Source organism: Microbacterium sp. ProA8, from assembly GCF_039905635.1.
Classification (GTDB): domain Bacteria; phylum Actinomycetota; class Actinomycetes; order Actinomycetales; family Microbacteriaceae; genus Microbacterium; species Microbacterium chionoecetis.
Genome location: NZ_CP157000.1, coordinates 526923 through 551179 on the forward strand (window position 1 = coordinate 526923; position 24257 = coordinate 551179).

The following is a 24257-nucleotide window of genomic DNA, read 5'->3' on the forward strand; positions in this document are numbered from 1 at the left end:
TTGCCGTCGCGTCCGACCGACTCAGGGGCTTTTCGCCTCCTCGTACCTCTCCCGCTTGACGACCGGCTTCGCCCGGCGTTCAACAGGTCAACCGCGCTTCTACAGGAGAGTGAATCGTTGCAACCTCCTGTAGAAGCGCGGTTGACCTGTTGGCGACAGTGAACACGAGGTGGTGGAGGGCGGCGGCTGGCCCTCGAGGGGGACTCGCAGATCAGTTGGCGACAGCGTCGAGGGTCTCGCCGAGGATCCGCGCGGCGTCCGGGAATCGGCGGGGGTCGTCGCTCGAGTAGTTCAGGCGCACATACGGCCCCGACGGCTCGGCGGGGAACCACTCGTCTCCTGCGGCGATGATGAGCCCACGCGCCTCGGCTTCGCGCACGACGAGTGCGGCATCCGTGCCGTCCGGAAGTCGTGCCCAGAGGTTGAGGCCGCCCTTCGGCGTCGTGTCGATGTGCGCCGTCGGGGCGTGCTCGCGCACGCTGTCGCGCAGCAGGTCGCGCCGCGCCCTCAGCTGCGGGCGCAGGCTCTTCAGGTGGGTGCGCCACGCGGGCTGCGTGACGACGTCGAGGGCCGCAGCCTGCAGCAGTCCGCTGACGTACATCGACTCGGCGGCGCGATCGGTGAGGATGCGCTCGCGGGCCGGGCCTCGGGCGATGACGGATGCCACGCGCAGCGCCGGCGACACGCTCTTGGTGAGCGAGCGCAGGTAGATGACGTGGCCGTCGTCGTCGTGTGCGGCGATCGGGCGGGGATCGGCGTCGATCGCCAGATCGTGCGCCCAGTCGTCCTCCACGAGGAAGGCGCCGCGCCGGCGGACGACCTCGAGGACGGCATCCGAAGTCTCCGCCGTCCACTGGCCACCGGTGGGGTTGGCGAACGTCGGCTGCGCGTAGAACGCGCGGGCGCCGGTGCGCTCCAGTGCCCGGTCGACCTCGTCGGGGTCGGGGCCGTCGGCACCGGCCGGCACGGGCACCAGGATGACGCCGGCCTGCTCGGCCGCGAGCATGGCGCCCCAGTACGTGGGCGACTCGATGAGGAGCGGCTGACCGGGACCCACGACCGCGCGGAAGATCGACGACAGGCCGCTCTGGCTGCCCGAGATCACCAGCACATCCCGCGCGGAGGGCGGTGTGACGCCGGCGGGGGCGCTCGCGGCCAGCTCGTGGGCGAACCACTCCTGCAGCTCCGGCATGCCGGTCACGGGTGAGCGCGTGATCGCCGCACTCGACCGCGCCGCGCGGGAGATGGCGGCGCGCACCGCGCGCTCCGGAAGGAGATCGGATGCCGGGTATCCGGACTGCAGGCCGATGGCATCGGGTGCGACCGATCGCTGCGTCGAGGAGAGCACCGACAGCCGTGCCGGCGGCGCGCCGAGCGCCCCGGCCTGCCACCCGTAGTCGGCGGGTCGCGTCGACCGCACGGCCCGCACGAACGTGCCGATGCCGGGCCGGCTCTCGACGAGTCCTGCGTCGATGAGCGTGCGCATGGCCTTCTGCACGGTGACCGGGCTCGCCGAGTACTCGGCGACCAGCGCCCGGTTGGACGGGAGTCGCGCGCCAGGCGGGGCGGCGGCGATCCAGGCGCGGAGTCCGAGCGCGATGCGCGTGGTGCTATCCTGACTCATGACACAACAGAGTAGCGCTACTCTCGCGGATGCGCCGGTGCTACCCCGGTTCGCGGGCTTGGGATGGGGCTTCGTCGGCATCGTCGCCTTCTCGTTCACGCTGCCGTTCACCCGCGTCGCCGTCGGCGGCCTGTCGCCGCTCTTCATCGGAGCCGGCCGTGCCGTCGTCGCCGCGGGCCTCGCGGCGATCGCGCTCTCGCTCACCCGTCAGCACTGGCCGCACGCCGTCCAGTGGGCGCGCCTGGCCGTCGTCGCGGCCGGCGTCGTCGTGGGCTTCCCGCTCCTGACCTCGTACGCGCTGCTGTCGGTGCCCGCCAACCATGCCGTCGTCGTGATCGGCTTTCTTCCCGCCGTGACCGCGGTGATGGCGGTGCTGCGGGGCAAGGAGCGCCCGGCCGCGTCGTTCTGGGTGTTCGCCGGCCTCGGCGCCGTCGCGACCATGACCTTCGCATCGCTGCAGAACGGTGGTCTCGGAGAGCTGCACGAGGCCGACCTGCTGCTGTTCCTGGCGGTGCTGCTCTGCGCGATGGGCTACGCGGAGGGCGGCCTGCTCGCCCGCGAGCTCGGCGCGTGGCAGACGGTGTCGTGGGCGCTCGTGCTGGCCGCGCCGCTGATGATCGCCGCGACGATCGTGGCCGTCTTCCAGCAGCCGCCCGCTGCGACGCCGGCCGAGTGGGCGGCGTTCGGCTACCTCGCGGTGGTCAGCATGTTCCTGGGATTCTTCGCCTGGTACCGCGGGCTGGCGGTCGGCCCCATCGCCCAGGTCAGCCAGGTGCAGCTGATCCAGCCCGTGCTCGGCATCCTGTGGTCAGCCCTCTTCCTGCAGGAGCGGATCGGGCTGCCGACGCTCCTCGGCGGACTCGCCGTCATCGCCTGCGCGGGGCTTGCCGTCCGCACCCGCCTCACCAGAAGGGAACCCTGATGCGACACACGCCGCGCTATCTGATGACCGATCCCGAGCAGGTCAAGGAGCTCATCCGCCGCCACCCGTGGGCGACCTTCGTCTCGCACACCGCGGACGGGCTGGTGGCCTCCCACTACCCGGTGCTCCTCGACGAGGAAGCCGGCGACATCGTGGTGCTCAGTCACCTCGGCCGGCCCGACGACGAGCTGCACGAGCTCGGCCGGCACGAGATGCTCGTGATCATCCAGGGGCCGCACGACTACGTCTCGCCGAGCTGGTACGCACCCGGCGACCTCGTGCCGACCTGGAATCACGTCACCGCCCACCTGTACGGCACGCCGGAGATCCTCACCGAGGAGGCGAACTACGCCATGCTCTCGCGGCTGACCGACCACTTCGAGGCGGGGCATCCGCACGGCCGCAGCCTCGACGAGGACGAGGCCGGCACGCGCCGCATCGCGAAGGGCACGGTCGGCCTGCGCCTGCGCGTCACCCGGTTCGACGCGCGAGCCAAGCTCAGTCAGAACAAGCCCGCGGAGGTGCGCGAGAACATCACGGACCACCTCGCCGCGCACAACCCCGCGCTCGCGGAGGCGATGCGGGACGTCACGACTTAGCCGGCGACTCAGGCGCCTTCGGTCGCCAGCTGATCGACGTCTGCCGCCTCGTCGGGCCGCGGGTGCGTCGCCGCCCACGAGGCGAGCAGGCGCAGGCGCTCGGCCGAGGGCGAGCCGGGCTCGGCCGTGTAGATGAGCATGACGTGGCCGGGCTCGGCGGTGAGCGCGAGCTCCTCGTAGGCGAGGGTCAGCTCGCCGACGACCGGGTGGTGGAACCGCTTCGTGCCCGCGCCGTGCGTGCGGACGTCGTGCGCCGCCCAGAGCCGGCGGAAGGTCTCGCTGCGCGTCGACAGCTCGCCGACGAGCTCCTGCATGGCGGGGTCGTGCGGATCGCGGCCCGCCTCGGCCCGCATCACCCCGACGCACATCTCGGCGAACCGATCCCAGTCCGGGTAGAACTCCCGCGCGGCCGGGTCCAGGAACTGGAAGCGCGCGAGGTTCGGTACGCGGCCGCCGTCGCCGATGACGGGGGAGTAGAACGCTCGGCCCAGCTCGTTCGTGGCGAGGAGGTTCTGGCGCGGGTCGCGGACGAACGCGATGCCGTCGGTGATCGACGCGAGCGCCCACTGCAGGCTGGGCCGTGCCGCCGCCGCCCGGCCGCCGCGACGGCGCGGCCGACCGCTGGTGGGGATGCCGTCGGCCGCCCGGGCCAGGTCGAGCAGGTGCGAGCGCTCGGCGTCGTCGAGCTGCAGGGCGCGGGCGATCGCGTCGAGCACCGACGCCGATGCGCCGGCGAGGGCGCCGCGCTCGAGCTTCGCGTAGTACTCGACGCTGACGCCCGCCAGGATCGCCACCTCGCCCCGGCGCAGCCCGGCGACCCGGCGGCCCGGCCCGGCGGCGATGCCGGCGGCGTCGGGCGTGACGCGGGCGCGGCGAGTCATCAGGAACTCGCGGACCTCGGCTCGATTGTCCATACGAGAAGGCTAGATCGGCTCCGCCGCGCGAGGGGTGCCTTGTCGATACACGTCTCATCAGGAACTCCCCCCGAGGTCGCACTCCCGCGAAGCTCGATGCATGACCGATTCCGCCGCCGCGCGAGGGGTGCCTTGTCGATACACGTCTCATCAGGAACTCCCCCCGAGGTCGCGCTCCCGCGAAGCTCGATGCATGACCGATCCCGCCGCCGCGCGAGGGGTGCCTTGTCGATACACGTCTCATCAGGAACTCCCCCCGAGTTCGCGCTCCCGCGAAGCTCGATGCATGACCGATTCCGCCGCCGCGCTGCGTCCCGCCCTCACCCGGCTGCTGCCGACGCTGCTGCTCCTGCTGACGGTGTTCGGCCCGATCTCGATGGACCTCTACCTCCCGGCTCTGCCGGCGCTCACGGCCGACCTCGGAGCATCCACCTCGGTGGCACAGCTCACGGTCACCGCGTGCCTCGTGGGGCTCGCGGCCGGACAGCTTCTCGCCGGCCCGCTCTCGGACCGCTTCGGTCGTCGCGGCATCCTCCTGATCGGCATCGTCGCGTACATCGTCACGTCGGCGCTGTGCGCCGCGAGCCCGACGATCGAGACGCTGGTCGCCGCACGCTTCGTGCAGGGGCTCGCCGGCGGCGTCGGCATCGTGATCGCGCAGGCCGCGGGCCGCGACGTGTACTCCGGCGGCGCGCTCATCCGCTTCTACGGCCGGCTGACCGTCGTCGGCGGCCTGGCCGCCATCATCGGTCCCCTCCTCGGCGGACTGCTCACCGCCGTCACCGACTGGCGCGGACTGTTCGCCTTCCTGGCGCTCCTCGGGGGCGGCATCCTGGTCGTCGCGCTGATCGCCTTTCCCGAGACGCTGCCGCCTGCCCGGCGCACGCGCGGCGGGTGGGCCCAGACGATGCGCGACTACCGGACCCTGGTGACGGATGCCCCGTTCCTCGGTGCCGTCCTCAACCAGGGCTTCCTCTACGCGGCGCTGTTCGCGTACCTGGCGGGATCGACCTTCGTGCTGCAGGACATCTACGGGCTGAGCCCGCTCGGCTACGCGCTCGCGTTCGGCCTCAACTCGGCGGGCTTCATGGTGTTCGGCTACGTCGCCGGCCGGCTCGCCGAGCGCTGGAGTGTGCGGGGCACGCTCCTCGCGGGCATCGTCGTCGCCGGCGTCGGCGCCGCGGGGCTGCTCGTCGCGGGGCTCACGCCGATGCCGCTGTGGGTCGTCGTGATCTCGCTCTTCGCACTCGCCGTCGGCGTCGCGCTCACCTCTCCGCCGGCGACCACCCTCGCCCTGATCGACTACCCGCAGATGGCGGGCACCGCGTCGTCGCTGCTGGGCATGGTGCGGTTCGGCTTCGGCGGGATCGCCGCCCCTCTGGTCGGCGTGGCGGGTGCCGCGAGCATCCTGCCCCTCGGCCTCGTGACCGTCGTCGCGGTCGGCCTCTCGGCCGTCGCGTTCCTCTCCCTCGCCCGCGGCCGCCGGCCCGCCTCGAACACGGAGACGGCAGCGGTCGCGGCATCCGTGATCTGAACCGCCACACAGCACCCCGAGAACTGCACCCGAGAAGAAGGAGAACCACATGCGCGCAGTCGTCATGTACGCGCCCGGCGACGTCCGGGTCGAAGAGCGGGACGACCCCACGATCATCGAGCCGACCGACGCGATCATCCGCCTCGCGGCTTCGTGCATCTGCGGGTCGGACCTCTGGCCGTACCGCGGAGACGACGCGGTCGACCAGACGCCGATGGGCCACGAGTACGTCGGCGTCGTCACCGAGATCGGTGACGAGGTGCACAACGTGAAGGTCGGCGACTTCGTCGTCGGCTCGTTCTTCGCGTCCGACAACACCTGCGAGATCTGCCAGGCCGGCTACCAGTCGCGATGCATCCACGCGTACCCGATGGGCGCGATCGGGACCCAATCCGAGTACGCCCGCATCCCGATGGCCGACGGCACGCTCGTGGCGACCCCCGGCATGCCCGACGCCGAGCTCATCCCGTCGCTCCTGGCGGCATCCGACGTGCTCGGCACCGGCTGGTTCGCCGCGGTCGCGGCCGAGGCGGCCCCGGGCAAGACCGTCGCGGTCGTCGGCGACGGCGCGGTCGGGCTGCTCGGCATCCTGGCCGCGAAGCAGCTGGGCGCCGAGCGGATCATCGCGATGAGCCGCCACGCCGACCGGCAGGCACTCGCCCGCGAGTTCGGCGCGACCGACATCGTCGAGGAGCGCGGCGACGAGGGCGTGGCGAAGATCAAAGAGCTCACCGACGGCTACGGCGCGCACAGCGTCATCGAGGCCGTCGGCACGCAGGAGTCGATGATGCAGGCCATCCGCGCGACCCGTGCGGGCGGGCACGTCGGGTACGTCGGCGTCTCGCACGACGTCGAGCTCGACGGGCTCGAGCTGTTCTTCTCGGGCGTGCACCTGCACGGCGGCCCGGCACCGGTTCGTCGGTTCCTGCCGGAGCTGATCCAGCTCATCTGGGACCGCAGGATCGACCCCGGCAAGGTGTTCGACCTCTCGCTGCCGCTCGAAGAGGCGGCGGAGGGCTACCGGGCGATGGACGAGCGGCGTGCCACGAAGGTGCTGCTCACGGTGTGAGCCGGCGCGCGTGCGTCACATCGCGGCGGGACCGGCGGTCACGACGGAGTCCCCGTTGACGGGCATCGCGGCCAGCAGGATGCGTGACAGGTCGGCCGGCCGCTCGATCTGCGGCCAGCGCCCCGACGGCAGGTCGACGATGCTCACGTGCCGCAGATGCGGCAGTTCGCGGGCCGGATCGATGCCGGCCGCAGACCAGCGTCGCACGTCGTCGGCCGTGAACTCGGTCGCGACGACCGTGACGGGCACGTCGAACCGTCGCGGGTCGCGCAGCTTCTGGACTTGGTCCAGCACGTGCGAGGAGTTCTCGGTCATGCGCCGGTGCAGCGTCGCCAGTGTCTGATCCACCGCCCGGTACCCGGCCGTGTGCGTCGTGGTGCCGCGCGCGTCGACCGCGAAGCCGCTGAGCACGTGCGTCCCGTCGGCGCTGGGCAGCCCGCCGACGTGGACGGCGTGCGCCACGCGGTCGGGACGCCGGTTGACGGCCGCGTGGACGAGCCCGCACGACTCGGCGTGCCCCACGAGCACCACCCGGCCGTCGCACCGGTCGATCGCCGACACGATCTCGGCGACGTGGTCGGCCAGCATGCTGCCGCGGCGATCGGCCGAGCGTGAGTCGAGCCCTCGCAGGGTCAAAGAATGGGGGGCGTGTCCTGCCGCCGTCAGTCTGTCGGCCACGTCCTGCCACGAGGACGCGTCCAGCCACAGCCCGGGCACCAGGATGACGTCCACGCACACCTCCGCACAGAATCCGACACGCTATCGTGCGCCCGCTCGCCGGCGGTGCCGAGGGGCTTGATTCCCCGGCGGCGCTGTGCAAGCGGATGACGGATGCCGTACCCCGGCTGTGCGCGGGCCGCCGGCTGTCGCCGCTACGTCGGCTGTTCGCCGAGCGGCCACTCCAGCAGATCGACCTCGACGATGTCGGCGGCGGCATCCAGCGGCACCCGGAACGTGCGCACCTGGTGCGGCTGGAACTCGCCCTCGATGGTGCGGCCGACCAGCGGCAGCCCGATGCGCGCCGTCGCGGACTCGCCGCGGGTCTCGACGGCGCGCACGACGAGATCGGCGGGCGCGCTGTCGGGAACGTCCTCGCTGCCCTTGACCGCCGTGACCATCACGGCACCGCCGCCGTCGTCGGCGAAGCTGTCGCGCGGCGGCAGATCGCCGTCGTGGAACGACTCGAGCTGCGCTCGGACGGGGACGCCGAGCACGGCGGCCCGACGGGTCGGCTGTGCGGCGCGCCAGTTCCCGGCGTGTGCGATCAGCTCGAGGCTGAAGCGCTGGATGCCCTGGTCCTGGAACGAGTAGACGCCGTCCGGGTCGAGCAGGCGCGGGTCGTGCCACGAGTACACGGGGCTGCGCACGGCGGTGATGCCGATGCTCGGCCGCTCGAGTCCCGCCGAGCCCGCGGGCGAGACATCCCATCCGTGCTTCGTGGTGGCGATCACCGTGAGGCCGGCCGGCGAGCCGCCCACCGTGCCGGTCAGGTCGACCCACGACTGCGCGGGCTCCTCCGCGCCGTCGACCGGACGCTCGATCGTGCCGTAGGGGATCTCGTACGTCGCCGCCGGGTCGTCGAGACCGACCGGGAAGCGGAGCTTCAGCAGGTGGGCCTTCTCGCGCCAGTCGATCGTGACGTCCACCCGCACGGCGCGGGCGTCGTGGGCGAGGAGGTACTCCTCGACGAGCGTGCTCGCGCCCCACGATCGCTCGACGCGCACGCGCGAGCGCAGCGGACCGGTCTCGCGCACCACGATGCGGTCGAGCGTCATCGCCGCGCCCGGCCAGGCATACGAGATGACGCGGTGGCCCCACGTGTCGGTCGGGTCGTCGCACACCGCGGTGCGCGGCTGGCCGCGCGTCCCCCGCAGCGGGTCGACGCCGCTCGACCTGTCGAGCAGCGAGATCAGGTCACCCGTCTCGGGGTCGAGCTCGATGCGGAGGTGGGCGTTCTCGATGACCGTGCCGTCGTCGCTGACCAGGAGCCCCGTGTCGGCCGGGAGCGCCGGCCCCGGAAGCATGCGATAGAGCGCGTAGCCGAGAGCCGGGACGTCGGCGCGGAACGTGACGGCACCGCGGCTGATGTCGCCGGTCGTCGCGGTGGACTGCGTTCCCTGCGAGAGCACGGGCGCGCCCTCATGGTCGACGATCCGCACGCCGGCGCGCTGCGCGCCGTACTGCATGTCGACGTCGACCGACACCGGCCACGGGTGCGGATTGAAGACGACGATCGGCTGGGACGCGGCATCCGTCGGGATGTCGATGCGGCGCGCGATGCGATTGTGGGCGCGCGTGATGATCCGCTTCGAGATCGCCACCGCCTCGCCGAGCTGATCGCGCGCGTCGTCGTACGACGGCTCGATCGCCGAGCCCGGGAGGATGTCGTGGAACTGGTTGAAGAGGATCTGCTTCCATGCCCGCTCGAGGTCGTCGCGCGGGTACTCCACCCCCGTCAGCGCGGTGTCGATCGCCGCCCAGCGCTCCGCCGACAGCACCGCCCACTGGGCGCGGCGCTGCCACGCCTTGATGCCGGAGTGCGACGAGTAGCAACCGGGAGCATGGTGCTGCAGGTCGTCGCGGCGGACGGCGAGCGCGTCGAGGAATCCGTCGCCACGGGCGAGCATCTCGTCGAAGTACGCGCGCGGTGACGACATCGTCATCCTCCCGAAGCTGCCCATGCGGTCGTAGCGGTGGATCGACTCGATGTTCGCCTTCGTCGGCCCGCCGCCGTGATTGCCGACGCCGTAGAAGACCATCATCTCGCCGAGCGTGCGGTCGAGCTGGGCCAGCGCCTTCTCGGTCTGGCCCGACACGTCGCCGGGTGGACTGCAGTACTCGAATGGGATCCGGTAGGCGAGCACCCGCGAGCCGTCGGGGGACTCCCAGTGGAAGAGCGTCTCATCGAGGTCGCCCTCGTGCGGGCCGGGTCGCATGAAGCAGTACGAGTCCATGCGGTGTCCCCGCAGGATCTGGGGGAGCGCGGCGCTGTGGCCGAACGGATCGACGTTCATCCCGACTGTGGAGATCGTCCCGAAGCGGGACTGCAGATAGCGCTGGCCGTAGAGGCCCTGCCGGGCGAAGGACTCGCCCATCGGCGTGTTGCAGTCGGGCTCGACCCACCAGCCGCCGACGTTCACCCAGCGGCCCTCGGCCACGCGCTCCTGGATGCGCGAGAACAGCGCGGGATCCTGCTCCTCGACCCACGACAGCAGCACGATCTGATCGCACGTGAAGACGAAGTCCGGGTACTCGTCCATGCGGTCGAGCGCGCTGGCGAACGTGGCGCGGGCCTCCTGGTAGCCCTCCTGCCACGGCCACAGCCACACCGGGTCGAGGTGCGCGTTGCCGATCATGTGCAGGGTGCGATCGGGCGTCGCCGCAGGGCGCGGCGCGGGCGTCAGGTCGCGCGGCTGATGGCCGGACGGGGCGTTCGCTACGGGGGCGCGGCGGTGCTGCTCGGTGATGGCCGGGTGGTCGGGCGCGACGCCGTGCGGCTCTTCGACCAGATCGGCGACACTCGCACCCAGGTGCTCGACCACACCCGTGCGCTCGGCCGGATCGGTGGACTCCGTGGACTCGGTGGAAGCGGCGCGCTCGGCCGAACCGGTGCGCTCCGTGGACTCCGTGGATTCCGTGGACTCCGTCGAAGCGGCGCGCTCGGTCGAACCGGTGCGCTCCGTGGACTCCGTGGACTCCGTCGAAGCGGCGCGCTCGGTCGAACCGGTGCGCTCCGTGGACTCCGTGGATTCCGTGGAATGGGCGGAATCGGCGCGCTCAGCCGAACCGGTGCGCTCCGGCGATTCGCTCATGCCGGCTGCTCTCCCGCGGCCCATGCGTCCAGGATCTCCGACAGCGCGTGCAGGAGGAAGGTCTGCAGCTCCTGGATGCGCGGCGTCTCGTCCGAGGGCACGAGGAACGAGTGATCCGCCAACGCCAGCGACGGCCCCCCGTCGCCGCCGGCGAACAGCAGCGTCGTCGCTCCGTTGGCGCGTGCGGCGGTGAGACCCTTCACGACGTTCGGGGAGCGGCCGCTCGTCGTGAACGCCGCGACCACGTCCCCCGGCTTCGCGAGCGCCTCGACCTGGCGCGAGAACACGTCTTCGAAGGCGTAGTCGTTCGCGATGCACGTCGACACGGTGGCGTCGGTGGTGAGCGTGACGGCCGGCAGCGGCCGGCGGTCGCGCTTGTAGTGCCCGATGAGCTCGCCCGTGAAGTGCTGCGCGTCCGCCGCGCTGCCGCCGTTGCCGAACGTGTACAGCGTGCCGCCCCGGGAGAACGCGTCGACGAGGACGCGGCCGACCGCGCGCACGTCGTCGAGCAGGGGCTCGGCATCCCGAGCGGTGCGGACGTGCGCCTCGAGCTGTGCGTCGAGCCAGTCAGACACGGGCGGGTCCCTTCGGATCGAGGGCGAGGTCGTCGGCGAGGTCGAGGGCGAGCGCTCCGGCGCCGACGACGCACACCTCGTCGCCGAGTCCGGCGAGGGTGACGTCGACCCGCGCGGCGGCCGGGGGCATGGCGGTCTGCTGCACGATCTCGCGGACCGGATCGAGCAGCATCGCTCCGGCACGCGTCACCCCGCCGCCGAGCACCACGACGTTCGGCTCGAAGACGTTGACGAGATCCGTGACCGCCTGGCCGAGCAGCGCGGTGGTGTCGTCCCACACTTCGCGGGCGAAGGGATCGCCGGCGGCCGCGGCGGTGGAGACGTGCTCCGCGCGCACGAGCGGCATGCCCCGCAGCGACGATTCGCGGGTGCCGTCGGCGAGCAGCTCCTGGGCGCGCTCCGCGATGTTGGTGCCCGAGGCGTAGGCCTCGAGGCATCCGCGACGCCCGCATTCGCACTGCCGGCCGCCGGGCCGCACCGTGAGGTGCCCGAACTCGCCGCCGTTGCCGGCTGCGCCGCGGTGCAGGCGGCCGTCGATGATCGATCCGCCGCCGACGCCCGTCGAGAGCGTCAAGTAGAGAGCGATGTCGGCGCCGCGCGCGGCGCCGAACCGGTGCTCCGCGAGCACGGCTGCCGTGGCGTCGTTCTCGACGACGGCGGGAACACCGAACGCCTCCGACGCCATCGCCACGATCGGCACATCGATCCAGCCCGGCAGGTGGAGGGGACCGGTGAGGATGCCGGCGGCCGCGTCGAGGGGTCCGCCGCAGCTGATCCCGACCGCTGCCGGCGCGCCCAGGCCGGCGGCGGCGATGCTGCGCCGGCCGAGATCGAAGAGGTGGGACACCACGGCATCCGGCCCGCGATGCTTCTCGGTGGGCTCGACCAGCAGGCCGTGCGTCCGGCCGTCGCGGGTCACCATCGCCACGGCGAGCTTGGTGCCGCCGATGTCGAGCGCCAGCACGGGATGCTGCGTTGCCATTCGTTCCTCCGCGGCCGTCGCGATGCGGTTCCAGCGTCGATGCGCGCCGGTGTGACATCGTTCCCACATTGTAGCAAAGCCCGCGTCACCGACAACGGCCGCGCGAAGGGCTCAGGCCTCGGCGAACAGGCGGTCGAGCACGTGGCGGGCGAACTCCGCCTGGCCCGGCGGCTTGTTCGTGATCATGATGAGCCCCTTCCAGAGGGCCCACCCTCGACCGCGCGCCCAAGTGGCCTCGTCGACGGCATAGCCCGCGCGGAACTGCTCGCGCGCAGCCGCCTGCGTCGATGTCCAGCGGAACACCGTGTCGCACGCGGGGTCGCCGGCGCCCGCGCAGCCGAAGTCGATGACGGCGGCGAGCTCGCCGTCCTGCACCAGCAGGTTGTTGAGCGAGACGTCGCCGTGGAACCACCGCGGCGGGGCGCTGAACGGCGCGGCGAGCGCGTCCCGCCAGATCCCGGCCGCGAGGTCGCGCTCCCGGCCGTGCACGCGGAAGAGCAGGTCGCCGACCCCGTCGTCCCAGTGCTCGAGCGGCCCGCCGCGAAAGGCACTGTGCTGACCAGGGACCGGGGCATCCGTCGCATCCGCCTCGCCGAGGCGCAGCAGGAACCCCGCGAGGTCGGCGGCGAAGCGCGCCCAGTCGGCGACGGGAGTCACGGATGCGGGCTCCCCGGGCATCCAGCCGTACACCGACCACGGGGCGGGGAACAGGTCGCTCGGCTCGCCGATGCCCTCGACTGCGGGGATCGGCAGGGGCACCGCGGGCGCCAGGCGAGGCAGCCACCGCTGCTCCTTGCGCACCTGCGGCACATAGTCGGGTGCGCTCGGCAGCCGGACGCTGAGGTGGTCGCCGAGCCGGAAGATGCGGTGATCGTTGCCGCCGTTGCGCACCGGGCGGAGCGGAAGGTCGCGCCACTCGGGAAACTGCGCCGCGAGCAGCCTGCGGACGAGCTCCTCGTCGATGCGCGACGCCTCTATCGCCTCGAGACCTGCGGGCTCCGCCACGGCGCCGTCGTCACTTCCGGGGCGCGGCGATCGATCCGCGGTCGACGAAGCGCGTCGGCATGACAATGGTCCGCGCCGGCGCATCCGGGGCCTCGATGCGTTCGAGCAGCGTCCGCATCGCGGTCGCGCCGAGGGCTCCGGCATCCTGATATCTCGTCGAGACGCCCGGCTGCACCATGCTCATCCACGGGGCGTCGTCGAAGCCCGCCAGGCTCACATCCGACGGGATGCCGAGGCCCAGTGCCGCCGCGGCGCGCCAGGTTCCCTCGGTGAGCACGTTGTTGGCCGCGAACACCGCAGTCGGACGATCGGCGCGCGAAAGGATGCGCTCGGCCGCGGCCTGGGCCTCGCCGGCATCCCATCCCGCCTGCACGATGAGCGACTCGTCCACGCGCACCCCGCGGGCCGCCAGCGCGTCGAGATACCCCTGCTGGCGCTCCTCACCGGTGGTCCACTCGGTCTCGTCGATCAGCAGGGCGATGCGCTCATGGCCGGCGGCCAGCAGCCGCATCGTGGTGTCGTGCGCCGCCGCCCGGTTGTCGACGACGACCGCGTCGCTCTCTTCGGTGTCGAATCGGCGGTCGACCTCGATGAGGGGCACGCCGATGCGGCTGAGGAAGCCGCTCAGCTCTCGTGAGACCGGCGTCGCGATGACGCCCGACACGCGGGACGCCACGAGCACCTCGGCGGCCTCGAGCTCGTCGGCGCCGTCACCGCGCAGATCGACCATCACGAGGGTGCGGCCGTGCGCGCGCGCCTCTTCGCCGATGCCCGAGGCGAGCTCGGCGTAGAAGACGTTGCGCAGGTCCGAGACGAGCACGCCGACCGAGCGGCTGGTGCGCTGCTTGAGGGCGCGGGCCGTGACGTCGACCACGTAGCCGAGTTCCTTCGCGACCGCGCGCACGCGTTCGCGCACCTCCGGGGCCGCATACCCGTTGCCCGACATCGCCCGCGAGGCGGTGGAGCGCGAGACCCCGGCGGCGTCGGCGACCTCGCGGATCGTCGGGCGCGCGAACGGGGCACGCCGTTCGGTCACGACTCCTGCGTCACCGTCACGGCCGGCGGCCGTCTCCGCGCTCACGACGACGCCTTCGCCGACGACGGACCCTGCGACACGTCGAGGAGTGCTTCGGCGTGTTGCCCGAGTCGAAGGTCGCCGATGGCGACGTCGATCGCGATCCGCTGGCGGCGCCCGGAGGACGCGGGGGTCACGGTCAGCTGCACAGAGGACTCCTCGCCGGGTCCGAGGTCTATCTCGAACTCTTGCCCGGACGAGCGCCAGCCTAGCGGGAGGACGGGCGTGATCCGGGCTCGTGCCGGCTGGGGAAGCGGATTGCGCACCCGCACCGTGTAGGCCGCCGACTCGCCCGCGACGGCGCGGCGCCGGTAGGGGAGCAGCCGGGCGGTCTGCCCGGCGGGGCCGATGGCCAGGGCGTCTTCGGGAAGAAGCCGCTCGTGGAGGTCGTCGACGAAGCGTCCTGACTGTTCGAGGTAGTGGAGGTACTCCTCGTCGGCCCATCGCGGATCCCAGTGGCCCCCCGCCATGAGGCCGGGCGCGATGCGGCGGTAGAGCGCGGCGCTCTGCACGTAGTCGCCGAGCCGGAACAGGTTCCGGTACTGGTAGTTCATGATGTCGCGCCGGCCGTCGCGGCCGCCGAGGCCCTCCTGCTGGTCGCCGGTGAACGCGACGTTCACGCCGTCGATCCGCATCTCGTACGCGACGGCATACAGGGTGTGGCCGGGCTGCTCGTGCGCCGTGATCGTGTACTCGTTCCAGGTGAACGCTTCGCCGAGCGGCAGCACACGGTCGGCGACGATCGGGTCGTACCACTGGCACGGGAGGTCTTCCAGCCACGGATCGGCCATCGTCGGCGCCACGTTCTCGGGGATCCACAGCTGCGTTCCCTCCACCTCGCGCAGCAGCGGCATCCCGGCGATGTGGTCGTCGTGATAGTGGGTGGGCAGCGCCACGCTGATCCGCGTCACGCCGTACAGTTCGCGCAGCGCCGGCAGCGAGGCGAGCCACGGCCGGCGGGCGGCGCGCTCCTGGCCGAGCACCAGGCCGGTGGTCATGTCGTAGCCGTAGTCGACGATGAGCGCCTCGCCCGTCTCGGACAGCACGACGTACGAGCACGAGATCGAGGTGCGGTTCAGCAGCAGGTGCGGCGTGAGGGCGATGAACGGGTCTTCCAGGCGGGCGCGCAGGTCCCAGGGATACGAGCGGCGCGAATCCACGTACTCCTGCATGGTCTGCGCGAGCAGCTCGAGCGCATGGTCGGGGTCGCGCATCACGTCACCGTGCGAGGGCGCGATCGCCGACAGGTGATAGCGGTGCAGCAGGAGCGCGCTCAGCACCGTCATCGCCGGACCCTCGGTCTGCGTGTACGACCACTGCGTCGCCGCGAGCGACCACACCTTGCCCGGCGAATGGACGAGGTCGCCGGTGAACGCCAGGCGCTCGCCGTCGCGGTCGAGCAGGTAGCTCACCGAGCCGATCGTGTGGCCCGGCGTCGGCAGCACGAACAGTGCGACACCCGCGGCCGAGACCGTGCGGTACTCGGGCACGCCGGCGTGCACCGGCACCGATTCGAGGAGCGAGAACCGGTCCTGCCGCAGGTTGTAGTCGTTGTCGAGCTGGCGCCCCTCCCACATCTCCTCGACGCGATCGAACAGCTCGCGCTCGACCGGCGGCACGTGGATCCGCGCGCCGTGCGCGGCCGCCAGGGGGAGCCCCTGCCCCTGGTCGCGATGGTGGTGCGTCATGAAGACGTCGGTGATGCGACGGATGCCGAGCCCGGCGAGGTGCGAGAGCGCCACGCCGGATCCGAAGTCGACGGCGACGGCGTCGCGCTCCCCGGCCGGTGAGTCAGGGTCGACGATGAGGTACACGTGGCACGTGTCGGCGATGCGCCACACGCCGCGCGCGACCGCCGTCACGTTCATTCCAGTCGCTTCCGGTACTCGTCCCAGGTGCGACCGATGAGCGAGAGGTGTTCGCGATCGATCGGCTCACCGTCGCGGACGTGCTCGAGGTAGTAGAGGGCGGGGACGCCCAGCCCGGCCTGCGTCTCGGCGTAGTCGAGCCACTCCGCGCGGTTGGGCATCGGCCACTGGTCGGTGTCGACCGGATACCCGGGAAGCACCCCCGAGACGATCTCGAACCGTGCGCGCAGCTGGGCCGCCACCGACACCGGCCGGCCGGTGACGTCGTGCTCGAGGACGTCGTTCGTGCGCACCATGTCGGTGACGTCGCCGAACGAGGGGTGCACGGTGTGGGTGATGACGAGGGCGTCGGGCTTGATCGACTTGGCCGTGGTGCGGATGCGGGCCACCAGGCGGTGCAGGGCGGCGACGCCCCACACGCCATCGCTGTCGGGCGCGGAGCGCAGCATCGTGCCGCTGGGCGCGCGCTGGGTGAAGTCCACCTTGAACCCGTCGGCGTCGAGTCCCTCGGGGGACAGGAGTCGCTCGACGATCGCGTCGAGGTGGGCGAGGTAGGCGGGGCTGCCCGGGTCGACCGCGATCGGCCGGCCTGCGGCATCCGTCACGCACTCGTCGGGCGGAAGCCCCTCCGGATCCCAGGCCTTCCACCAGAGCAGCACGCGCCGGCCCTGGGCGTGCTGGTCGGCGATCCAGCCCCGCAGGTCGGGCCAGGCGTCGGTGTCGGGCTCGGCGGTGCCGTACTGCGCCTGCCACCGGTCGTCGATGACGACCGTGCCCGGATCGAGGGATGCCGCGGCCAGCGTGCCGAGGAACTCGTCGTACGTCTCCTGGCGGCAGAGGTCGGGGGCCCAGCCGTCCTTGCCGGCACGGGCGACCTGGGCGCCCCAGCCGCAGAAGATGGGCTCGAGCCACCACGGCTGGATCGCCGGCGCCGTCTCGGAAGCGCACCCGGTGCGGACGAGGTCGTCGCGGTACAGCTCCAGCGCGTGGGCAGGCGAGTCGACGGGCTGCACCACCACAGTGGGCGAACGCCAGACGCCGTCGACCGAGGTATGGCCCTCGTGGGCGAGCCGCAGCAGACCGCCGCCGTCGACCGGGTCGAAGCGCATCGTGGTGAAGCGCAGCTGCTCGACCGGCGCGCGCAGCCATGTCGCGAGCCACGGGCCCGGCCCGGGGGAGAAGGCGTCGGTCGCGGGGTCGCGGCCGAAGGCGAGCGCGAGCGGCGGCGGCGAGAACACGCCATTGAGGCGCCCGGGGTCGGCGTCGCCGACCACGCCGAGCGAGGCCGCCGACCACACGGGGCGGACGAAGGCGACGGGCTCGGTGGGGCTCGGCACGTAGAGCGACTGCGCGTCGAAGCCCGAGCGGAAGGTGCCGCTCGCGCCGGTGGGCAGGATGCCGTCGCCGCCGAGGATCGTGACATCGGTGAGCTCGCCCACGCCCCGGGTCTCGAGCGTGATCTCCACGGCGTCCGTCGTGCAGCGCAGCTCGAGCAGGCGCTCGTCCCACGCGCTGGACTCCGTGCGGATGGTCACGACGACGGCATCCGGCTCGGTGCGCACCTCGGGTTCGCCGACGCTCATGGCCTCGTCGCGCGCGGTGCGGCTGTGCGCGCTCGACAGCGCGCAGATCCGCATCCACCGCGCGCCTTCGGCATCGCTCAGTTCGAGGTACGGCGAGGTCGTCACGCCGCGGGGGCCGGTGCGCCAAGAGAGCGAATAACCGGCTCCGTGAACGGTCTGTCGACCGGAGTCACTCGTCAGCGAGGGAGTGGAACTCATGTCCCCAGTCTATGTGACAACGTTCCCAGGCGCTGGGAGCCGAGGGGATTCACAGGCCGGCACGCGTCGTCGCGCGGTCATGCGTCTGCCGCGTTCGTCGCGGTTCGGGTACGTGGCCGCCGGTCGAGGAGCATCCGCGGCCCCAGCCGCCCTTCGAGGACCACTGGCGCCGGTGCAAGGCCCTTTCCTCGCCGCATGGCGGCGGCTTTACTGTCGCCATGATGGGCAGGTCTGCGCACGGTCGTGACGCGCGAGCACGGGGGCACCGCCGTGCCGTGGAAGGGCAGGCGCAGGGAAGGGCGCCGACGTGGCCGTGACTGCCGGAACGGCGCGGGCCGCGATCACGCCGCCGATCGGCATCCCGCTCTCCGGTTTCGTGGGGCGCGGCGTCGCGACGGACCTGCACGACGACCTCTGGGCCACCGTGCTCGTGCTCGCCGACGACCGTTCGCCGGGCGACACCCGACACGCCCTTGTGACCCTCGACCTCATCGGCCTCTACAGCGATGAGCTCGTGGCGGCGCTCAAAGAGTCGGTGCGTGCGGCGACAGGGATCCCGCCCGAGCGCGTGTTCCTGTCTTGCAGCCACACGCACTACGGCCCGGTGGTCGCCGAGACGGGCGACATGCCCGGCGGTCGGCACCCGCTCGCCGCGGCCTATCGGGAACATCTCAGCGACGCCGTCGCGCGGTGTGTGCGCGTCGCAGACGCAGCCCGTGTCGCCGTCGACGTGCGTGTCGCCACGGGTGAGGTGCCGCTCGGCGTCAACCGCCGCAAGCCAGGACCGGACGGTTCGATCGAGCTCGCCCCGAACCCTGACGGGCACGTCGATGCGGAACTCTCCGTCGTCCGTTTCGACGCCGCCGAGGGCCGAGGGCGGGGAGGGCGCGTCGCGACGCTCATCTCGTACGCGTGTCACCCGTCTTCGCTCGAGAGCTCGGTGCGCAGCATCAGTGCCGACTTCCCCGGCATCCTTCGCGACGAGGTCGAGCGTTCGGCAGGAGGGCGGGCGCTGTTCGTCCAGGGTGCGGCCGGCGACATCGATCCTCCCGACAAGCGGCCGGACTGGGCGCGTCCGCAGCAGATCGGCGCGGCACTGGGATCAGCGGCGATCCGACTCGGCGCTTCGGCGGCAACGACCCCGTCCGCTCCGCTCGCGTCGCGACGCCGGCGGGTCGCACTCGCGCGCCGGGGTGCGGCATCCGTCACCGACGCCGAGGCAGCCGTCGCCGAACTGCGTGCGCTCGACGCGACGCCTGGTGCGAGCGGCCCGGCGACCTGGTGGCGCGAGTTGCGGGTCTCCGAGGGCGAGGCGGTGCTCGCGGCGCTGCGCGACGGTCGGGCGCCGACGATCGACGCCGACATCTCGGCGTTGCGGATCGGCGATGTCGCCCTGGCGTTCGTTCCTGCAGAGCTGTTCAGCGAGCTGGGTGTCGCGATCAAACGGCGCTCGTCCGCGCCGGTGACGCTCGTCGTCGGGTACACCGACGGCGCGCTCTGGTACGTGCCGCCGCGGCACGCCTACGAGGAGGGCGGCTACGAGGTCGTCGACGCCTGCCGTGTCGCGCCCGGCGCGGGTGAGGAGCTCGTCGATCGCGTCCTCGCGCTGCTGCACGAGCTGTTCTGAGGCGGGTGCGTCGCCGAGCCCACGACGTCCTCCCCCCGCGGGTTCTGCTGTCAGAGGCGTTCGGCGAGCACGACGCCTTGCGGGTGCTTCTCCGTCGCGCGCGGCTCTCGGTCGAGCACCGCGGTCACACGGAAGCCGGCCTGTCGCAGGGCATCCCGCACGTACGGCGTGTGATGGAGGTAGGCGATCAGGTCGACGTCATGCCCGTACGGCTTGTCGAGCCGGCGCTGCCCGGTACCCGCTTGGAAGCCGAGAAGAAGCAGCCCGCCCGGCCGAAGCACGCGATGGAACGCGGAGTACACCACCCCGAGCCGATGCGGCGGGGTATGGATCGTCGAGTACCAGGCCAGCACGCCGTCGAACCGCTCATCGGCGAAGGGAAGCTCGGCGCTGTCGGCGGCGACGAGTTCGAGCTCGGGATGCCGCGACCTGGCCTCGGCGAGCATCGCCGGGGAGAGATCGCTGCCCGAGATCACGAGCTCCGGGTCGAGCGACAACAGGTGCGAGATCATGCGCCCCGTCCCACACCCGGCGTCGAGCACTGTCGCCGGCCGGGACTCGAGCTCCTCGACGAAGTGCTGCACCATCGCCAGCTCGGGGGCGGCCTCGTACCGCGTGTCGGGCAGCATCTCGGCATAGCTGGCGGCCACCTCGTCATAAGCCGTGCGCGTGCGCTCGACGTCGGCCGAGGTCATGCGGCGCTCGCCGCCCGCGCCGTTCCGGTTCGCCCGGAATGCAACGACGCGAGCAGAAACCGGTGGGTCTCGTGATCGGCGGCCGCCACCAGCCCCTGCACGCCGGTGTGGAGTTCGCCGCCGTCGAGATTGGTGAGCACGACGCCGGCGGCACGGCACAGCTCGATCGCCGCGGCCCAATGAACGTTCCCCTTCAGCTCTCCGCCGGTGACGTAGCCCGCCTGCTGCCCGGTGGCCACCCAGGCCAGGGCGAGCGTCGTCGAGAGGCACTGCGGTCGGAATCGCGCGCGGAACACCGGGTCGGCCAAGAGCGGCAGGCCCATCCGATCCGGAAGACGCCGTTCGAGGTTGAGGGCGACCAGCCGAGATGACGCCGTCGGGGTGAGTGCGGTGTCGTCGTGGCCGGTGCCAGTGTTGGTGCCGGTGTCGTTGCCGGTGTCGTTGCCATTACCCAGCGCCTGGCGCCGCCATGCTTCAACGCCGTCTGTCCAGAACACGGACCCGGCCGCCGGGTCCGCGACCGCGGCCGCGGTCGTCGTGCCGTCGATCTCCAAAGCCACGTTGACGCCGAACAGGGGGACACCCGCGGCGAAGTTGAGGGTTCCGCAGATCGGGTCGACGAGCCAGCGGCGCGAGGATTCGCCGTCGCTCCCGAGCTCCTCACCGACGACGGCGTCATGGGGCCGATGTCGGGTCAGCACGGCCCGGATCGCCCGTTCCGCCTCGATGTCTGCCGCCGTCGTGAAGTCGACGCCGTCCTTGTCGGTGCGCTCCGGAGCGCTTCCGTAGCGCGCCCGCGCCACCTCCGCGCCTGCCAACGCGGCGAGCATCGCGACCGCCCCATCAGAAGAACCTGCGTCGGAAGAACTTGCGTTTGAGGAACCTGCGTCGGAAGAACCTGCGTCAGAAGAACCTGCGTCGGTAGGTGCGGATCCCATCACGGGCTCAGTCAAGCACGTACCTCCCCCGCGGTTCCTCGGCTCGTGCCTGCGGTTTCTCGGCTCGTGCCTGCGGTTTCTCGGCTCGTGCCTGCGGTTTCTCGGCTCGTGCCTGCGGTTTCTCGGCTCGTGCCTGCGGTTCCTCGGCTCGTGCCTGCGGTTCCTCGGCTCGTGCCTGCGGTTCCTCGGCCCGCCCGCTGTGCCCGACCGCGGGTTAGGGAGCCGCGGCGTCGCGGTACGTGCCGAGGGAACGTCACGAGCACAGCGCCAGCCCCGAGCGCGGGCGGTCGGCCGTGCCCGAAGATCAGGTACTCCGACCGCACCGCTCCGAACGCAGTGCCATGAGCGGGCGCGCCCGTGCGCGTCGATACGACCACTGCGAACGCGAGGGGGCAAAACGGCGCACTACTGGGGGATGAGAAGACGGCGGACGGGCGCAGTGTGAGCAATCCCAGTGGGAGCGTTCAGAAGGGTGGACCGCCGGCCGCGCCGGGCGGGGCATCGTCGGTGAACAGCCAGGGCTCACGCATCATCTGTGGTCGCCGTTGCACCTCGTCGTCGGCGACGAAGCGGACGACGGGTTCGGGTCGGTCGGTGTGTTTGCGGCCGGTGGGGCTGGTCCAGACCAGCACGCCGGGGGCGATCTGCTCGACGGTCCAAGGTGTGACGTGTTTCAACGTGTGGTGCCGGCGGCAGAGGTGGGCGAGGTTGTCGTGGCAGGTGGGGCCGCCGTGTGCGGCGTCGATGGTGTGGTCGATGTCGCAGCGCCAGACCGAACGGCGGCAGCCCGGGAAGCGGCAGTGCTCGTCTCGCGCGGCGAGGAACCGGTCCAGCGCCGGGCCGGGCCGGTAGCGGTCCACAGCGAGCACGGCGCCGGTGACGGGGGAGGTCATCACGCGCTCCCATCCAGGGCTGCCGGCGGCAAGGGCGCGGGCGGTGTCGGCGTCGATCGGCCCGTAGCCGGCGAGCAGGCAGGGTTCGTTGCCGGCGCCGGTCATGGTGAGCACGGGCACGGTGACCTGCACGGTGGCGCGGATCGCGGCCAGCCCCGAACCCGCGACGCAGTCCTGCGGCCCGGCGGTGAGCAACAGGTCGGTGGCGATGTCGGCCCGCAGCTGATCCATGGTGCGCGCGTCCACCACCTCGCGGACACCGCCGCCGTCTGAGCCCGATTCGGGTGCGTCTTCAGGTGATGGGCTGCCGGCGGGCTCGCGCGCGGCGACGGCGGAGCGGGCCTGCGCGGTGAGACGGTCGTGGATGCCGTAGATCAGCGCGGCGTCGTTGATCAGGGTGAGCGCTGCCATGTGGTCGGGCAGGTCGACCACCTCGATCTCGCGGCGGGCGACGGCGTCGCTGTGGCGTTCCTCGAGGGTGCGGTCGAGGAATCGCTCGGCGATCACCTTGAGCACCGACGCGAGCCGGCCCGGCGTCAGGGTGTCGGCGCGGTCCAGCGCGAGCGTGAGGAACTCGGCGCGCGCCGCATCGTCGCTGATGGGGTCGCCGGCGTCATGGATCACGGCCAGCTGCTGCCGGGAGATCCGTCCGGCGGCCAGGGCGCCCACCGCGGCGGGGAACCGGGTGCAGAGATCTGCCGACTCGGACAGCAGCCGACTGATCGTCCACTCCGACACGCGGGTCGAGGTGGCCAGGTCCGCAGTCAGCGCGCGACGATCCAGCTCCGCCCGCCGAACCCGCTCCGGGGTCGCACCGGCCGGCGCACGCACCGACGCGGCCGCATCGGCGAGCAGCCGGATCTCCGCCGCATCGGCGGCGGCGCGCTCGCGCCGACCCGCTTCGAACCCGGCGACCAGCCGCATGACGCTCGCCACCTCGGCGGGCAACGCGTGGTCACCGGGGGCACCGGAGGCGGCGAACGCGGGGATGGCAGGCATTCAGGACTCGCAGACAGAGCGGAACAGGAAACGGAGATTCCCGCGCCTCAGCGCCGCGCACCCTGCCAAAGTCCCCGCGGCTCTCGCCGCGCCCGTCTCACCGCCCCGATCGCTCGGAGCCTCACTATCGTTATCGAATCTCTGAACTATACACTACCGCTGATACGGGCCATGCACAAGAACAAATGTGCGAGCATCGGCGGCAATCAGGACCTGAGCTTCCCGCGATGGCGGTTGCCTGGCGCGCTCGAGATCACACGAAACGCACCCAGTTCGCCCCGCGACCGGTCTCGGCACGCAGGAGCAGCTCGAGGCGGTCGCCGTCGACGGAGTACAGGGAGATCGTCGTCGACGACTCTCCCGCCGCGATCAGGTGTGCGCCGTCCGGGCTGACCGCAAAGCCCCGCGGCTGCGGCTCGGTCTCGACGAAGCGCTCGGGCGCCGACACGGAGCCATCGTCCGCGACCGACACCGCGCCGAGCGTGCTCTCCGTCCGCTCCGAGCACCACAGGCGGCGCCCGCCGGCACCGAAGTGCAGGTCGGCGCCCCAGATGAGGTGCTCTGCCCGCGGATCTGCCCCGAAGCGGCTGTGGCGAAGGCCCTTCGACGGGTCGAACGCCTCCGCGGCGTCCCGCAGCTCGAGCGTTCCCGCCTCGACGTCGCGTGCGAAGTGGAGCACCTGCCCCGAGAACTCGGTCAGCACGTAGACCGCGTCCTGCGCCTCGTTCAGCACGAGATGCCGGGGACCGCTGCCCTCGGGCGCGGCCGCCGTCGCCGGCTCCAGTGCGACCAGCCGCAGGTCGTCTGTCAGCGCATACTGGCCGACCAGATCGGCGCCGAGCGACACGAAGTAGGCGAATCGGCCGTCCGCGCTCGGCAGCACCGAGTGCAGGTTGGGGAACTCGATGCGGGAGATCGGCTCGCCGACCACACCATCGGCGACCGCGCAGCTGATCCCGTAGCCGCCGCCGTACGAGGCACCCAGGAGACCCGCGCCGTCTCGGCACAGCGCGAGATAGTTCATGCCGCCGTCGGGAAGATCGAGCCGCGACTCGGCGTCCAGCCGCCCGGTCTCGCGGTCGAGGCGCAGCGTCACGATGCCCGCCGGCTCGGCATCCGACCCGCCCTTCACCGCCGCGTAGACGAGGTCACGGGACGAGTCCACGACGAAGGACGAGCAGCCGGCAAGGCCCTCGCTCACGGCGAGCCGCTCGATCGAGTCGCCCGAGTGCCGGAAGGTGCTGATGCTGCCGTCGCCCGCGTTGGCCACGAGCACGAGTGAGGAGTCGGTCATGCACCGATCGTAGGCGGGGCGACGTCTCGACGTCTCACGCTTGCCGGCGCC

Annotated in this window: 19 protein-coding genes; 5 read left to right on the forward strand and 14 right to left on the reverse strand. The window is 72.0% G+C overall.

Features of this window, described 5'->3' with window-relative positions:
- Window positions 1–211: 211 nt before the first annotated feature.
- Window positions 212–1624 carry a PLP-dependent aminotransferase family protein gene (locus ABG085_RS02355; protein WP_347977844.1) on the reverse strand — a complete coding sequence of 471 codons (1413 nt, stop codon included), beginning with the start codon at window positions 1622–1624 and terminating at the stop codon, window positions 212–214.
- On the opposite strand from ABG085_RS02355, the gene ABG085_RS02360 reads away from it, so the two are divergent.
- Entirely contained in the window at window positions 1623–2546 is a 924-nt protein-coding gene (locus tag ABG085_RS02360) for an EamA family transporter (protein ID WP_347977845.1), read from the forward strand. The genes ABG085_RS02355 and ABG085_RS02360 overlap by 2 nt on opposite strands.
- Window positions 2546–3145 carry an FMN-binding negative transcriptional regulator gene (locus ABG085_RS02365; RefSeq protein ID WP_347977846.1) on the forward strand — a complete coding sequence of 200 codons (600 nt, stop codon included), beginning with the start codon at window positions 2546–2548 and terminating at the stop codon, window positions 3143–3145. The genes ABG085_RS02360 and ABG085_RS02365 overlap by 1 nt, the downstream gene beginning before the upstream one ends.
- An 8-nt stretch (window positions 3146–3153) precedes the next feature.
- On the opposite strand, the gene ABG085_RS02370 is transcribed toward ABG085_RS02365, so the two are convergent.
- Window positions 3154–4059, reverse strand: coding sequence for a helix-turn-helix transcriptional regulator (locus ABG085_RS02370; protein ID WP_347977847.1), 906 nt, complete (start codon window positions 4057–4059; stop codon window positions 3154–3156).
- Window positions 4060–4345: 286 nt separating this feature from the next.
- On the opposite strand from ABG085_RS02370, the gene ABG085_RS02375 reads away from it, so the two are divergent.
- Window positions 4346–5593: a multidrug effflux MFS transporter gene (locus ABG085_RS02375; protein ID WP_347977848.1), complete on the forward strand. Its 1248-nt coding sequence runs from the start codon at window positions 4346–4348 to the stop codon at window positions 5591–5593.
- Window positions 5594–5642: 49 nt separating this feature from the next.
- Window positions 5643–6662 carry a zinc-dependent alcohol dehydrogenase family protein gene (locus ABG085_RS02380; protein ID WP_347977849.1) on the forward strand — a complete coding sequence of 340 codons (1020 nt, stop codon included), beginning with the start codon at window positions 5643–5645 and terminating at the stop codon, window positions 6660–6662.
- Between the two features lie 15 nt (window positions 6663–6677).
- Here ABG085_RS02380 and ABG085_RS02385 read toward each other — a convergent pair whose 3' ends face one another.
- The 8 genes from ABG085_RS02385 to ABG085_RS02420 form a co-directional block, all read right to left on the reverse strand.
- Window positions 6678–7394 (reverse strand): alpha/beta fold hydrolase, encoded by a 717-nt coding sequence (locus ABG085_RS02385; RefSeq protein ID WP_347977850.1) that lies wholly within the window; start codon window positions 7392–7394, stop codon window positions 6678–6680.
- A gap of 140 nt (window positions 7395–7534) precedes the next feature.
- On the reverse strand, window positions 7535–10474 hold the full coding sequence (locus ABG085_RS02390; protein ID WP_347977851.1) for a glycoside hydrolase family 38 C-terminal domain-containing protein: 2940 nt from the start codon (window positions 10472–10474) through the stop codon (window positions 7535–7537).
- Window positions 10471–11049, reverse strand: coding sequence for an SIS domain-containing protein (locus tag ABG085_RS02395; RefSeq protein WP_347977852.1), 579 nt, complete (start codon window positions 11047–11049; stop codon window positions 10471–10473). Before ABG085_RS02395 ends, ABG085_RS02390 begins: the two co-directional genes overlap by 4 nt.
- Complete coding sequence (locus tag ABG085_RS02400; protein ID WP_347977853.1) at window positions 11042–12031, reverse strand: ROK family protein; 990 nt, start codon at window positions 12029–12031, stop codon at window positions 11042–11044. The genes ABG085_RS02395 and ABG085_RS02400 overlap by 8 nt, the downstream gene beginning before the upstream one ends.
- A 111-nt stretch (window positions 12032–12142) precedes the next feature.
- Window positions 12143–13036, reverse strand: coding sequence for an aminoglycoside phosphotransferase family protein (locus ABG085_RS02405; RefSeq protein WP_347977854.1), 894 nt, complete (start codon window positions 13034–13036; stop codon window positions 12143–12145).
- 10 nt (window positions 13037–13046) lie between these two features.
- On the reverse strand, window positions 13047–14117 hold the full coding sequence (locus tag ABG085_RS02410; RefSeq protein WP_347977855.1) for a LacI family DNA-binding transcriptional regulator: 1071 nt from the start codon (window positions 14115–14117) through the stop codon (window positions 13047–13049).
- Complete coding sequence (locus ABG085_RS02415) at window positions 14114–15979, reverse strand: MBL fold metallo-hydrolase (protein WP_347977856.1); 1866 nt, start codon at window positions 15977–15979, stop codon at window positions 14114–14116. Before ABG085_RS02415 ends, ABG085_RS02410 begins: the two co-directional genes overlap by 4 nt.
- Complete coding sequence (locus ABG085_RS02420) at window positions 15976–17667, reverse strand: hypothetical protein (RefSeq protein ID WP_347977857.1); 1692 nt, start codon at window positions 17665–17667, stop codon at window positions 15976–15978. The genes ABG085_RS02415 and ABG085_RS02420 overlap by 4 nt, the downstream gene beginning before the upstream one ends.
- Before the next feature lie 400 nt (window positions 17668–18067).
- Between ABG085_RS02420 and ABG085_RS02425 the strand changes: the two genes are divergently transcribed.
- On the forward strand, window positions 18068–19387 hold the full coding sequence (locus ABG085_RS02425; RefSeq protein WP_347977858.1) for a hypothetical protein: 1320 nt from the start codon (window positions 18068–18070) through the stop codon (window positions 19385–19387).
- A gap of 50 nt (window positions 19388–19437) precedes the next feature.
- Here the strand turns inward: ABG085_RS02425 and ABG085_RS02430 are convergent, their stop codons facing one another.
- From ABG085_RS02430 to ABG085_RS02445, 4 genes are all read right to left on the reverse strand, one after another.
- Window positions 19438–20082 carry a methyltransferase domain-containing protein gene (locus ABG085_RS02430; protein ID WP_347977859.1) on the reverse strand — a complete coding sequence of 215 codons (645 nt, stop codon included), beginning with the start codon at window positions 20080–20082 and terminating at the stop codon, window positions 19438–19440.
- Window positions 20079–21020, reverse strand: a complete 942-nt coding sequence (locus tag ABG085_RS02435; RefSeq protein WP_347979263.1) for an inositol monophosphatase family protein — start codon at window positions 21018–21020, stop codon at window positions 20079–20081. The genes ABG085_RS02430 and ABG085_RS02435 overlap by 4 nt, the downstream gene beginning before the upstream one ends.
- Window positions 21021–21484: 464 nt before the next feature.
- Window positions 21485–22912, reverse strand: a complete 1428-nt coding sequence (locus ABG085_RS02440; protein WP_347977860.1) for a DUF222 domain-containing protein — start codon at window positions 22910–22912, stop codon at window positions 21485–21487.
- A 253-nt stretch (window positions 22913–23165) separates the two neighbouring features.
- Window positions 23166–24206, reverse strand: coding sequence for a beta-propeller fold lactonase family protein (locus tag ABG085_RS02445; protein ID WP_347977861.1), 1041 nt, complete (start codon window positions 24204–24206; stop codon window positions 23166–23168).
- Between the last annotated feature and the right edge of the window lie 51 nt (window positions 24207–24257).

What these genes read in the sequence shown, in the direction of transcription:
- ABG085_RS02370 (WP_347977847.1), bottom strand. Translation starts at nt 4,059, where the DNA reads ATGGACAATCGAGCCGAGGTCCGCGAGTTCCTGATGACTCGCCGCGCC.
- ABG085_RS02365 (WP_347977846.1), top strand. Translation starts at nt 2,546, where the DNA reads ATGCGACACACGCCGCGCTATCTGATGACCGATCCCGAGCAGGTCAAG.
- ABG085_RS02415 (WP_347977856.1), bottom strand. Translation starts at nt 15,979, where the DNA reads ATGAACGTGACGGCGGTCGCGCGCGGCGTGTGGCGCATCGCCGACACG.
- ABG085_RS02435 (WP_347979263.1), bottom strand. Translation starts at nt 21,020, where the DNA reads ATGGGATCCGCACCTACCGACGCAGGTTCTTCTGACGCAGGTTCTTCC.
- ABG085_RS02380 (WP_347977849.1), top strand. Translation starts at nt 5,643, where the DNA reads ATGCGCGCAGTCGTCATGTACGCGCCCGGCGACGTCCGGGTCGAAGAG.
- ABG085_RS02355 (WP_347977844.1), bottom strand. Translation starts at nt 1,624, where the DNA reads ATGAGTCAGGATAGCACCACGCGCATCGCGCTCGGACTCCGCGCCTGG.
- ABG085_RS02400 (WP_347977853.1), bottom strand. Translation starts at nt 12,031, where the DNA reads ATGGCAACGCAGCATCCCGTGCTGGCGCTCGACATCGGCGGCACCAAG.
- ABG085_RS02375 (WP_347977848.1), top strand. Translation starts at nt 4,346, where the DNA reads ATGACCGATTCCGCCGCCGCGCTGCGTCCCGCCCTCACCCGGCTGCTG.
- ABG085_RS02360 (WP_347977845.1), top strand. Translation starts at nt 1,623, where the DNA reads ATGACACAACAGAGTAGCGCTACTCTCGCGGATGCGCCGGTGCTACCC.
- ABG085_RS02390 (WP_347977851.1), bottom strand. Translation starts at nt 10,474, where the DNA reads ATGAGCGAATCGCCGGAGCGCACCGGTTCGGCTGAGCGCGCCGATTCC.
- ABG085_RS02440 (WP_347977860.1), bottom strand. Translation starts at nt 22,912, where the DNA reads ATGCCTGCCATCCCCGCGTTCGCCGCCTCCGGTGCCCCCGGTGACCAC.
- ABG085_RS02445 (WP_347977861.1), bottom strand. Translation starts at nt 24,206, where the DNA reads ATGACCGACTCCTCACTCGTGCTCGTGGCCAACGCGGGCGACGGCAGC.
- ABG085_RS02430 (WP_347977859.1), bottom strand. Translation starts at nt 20,082, where the DNA reads ATGACCTCGGCCGACGTCGAGCGCACGCGCACGGCTTATGACGAGGTG.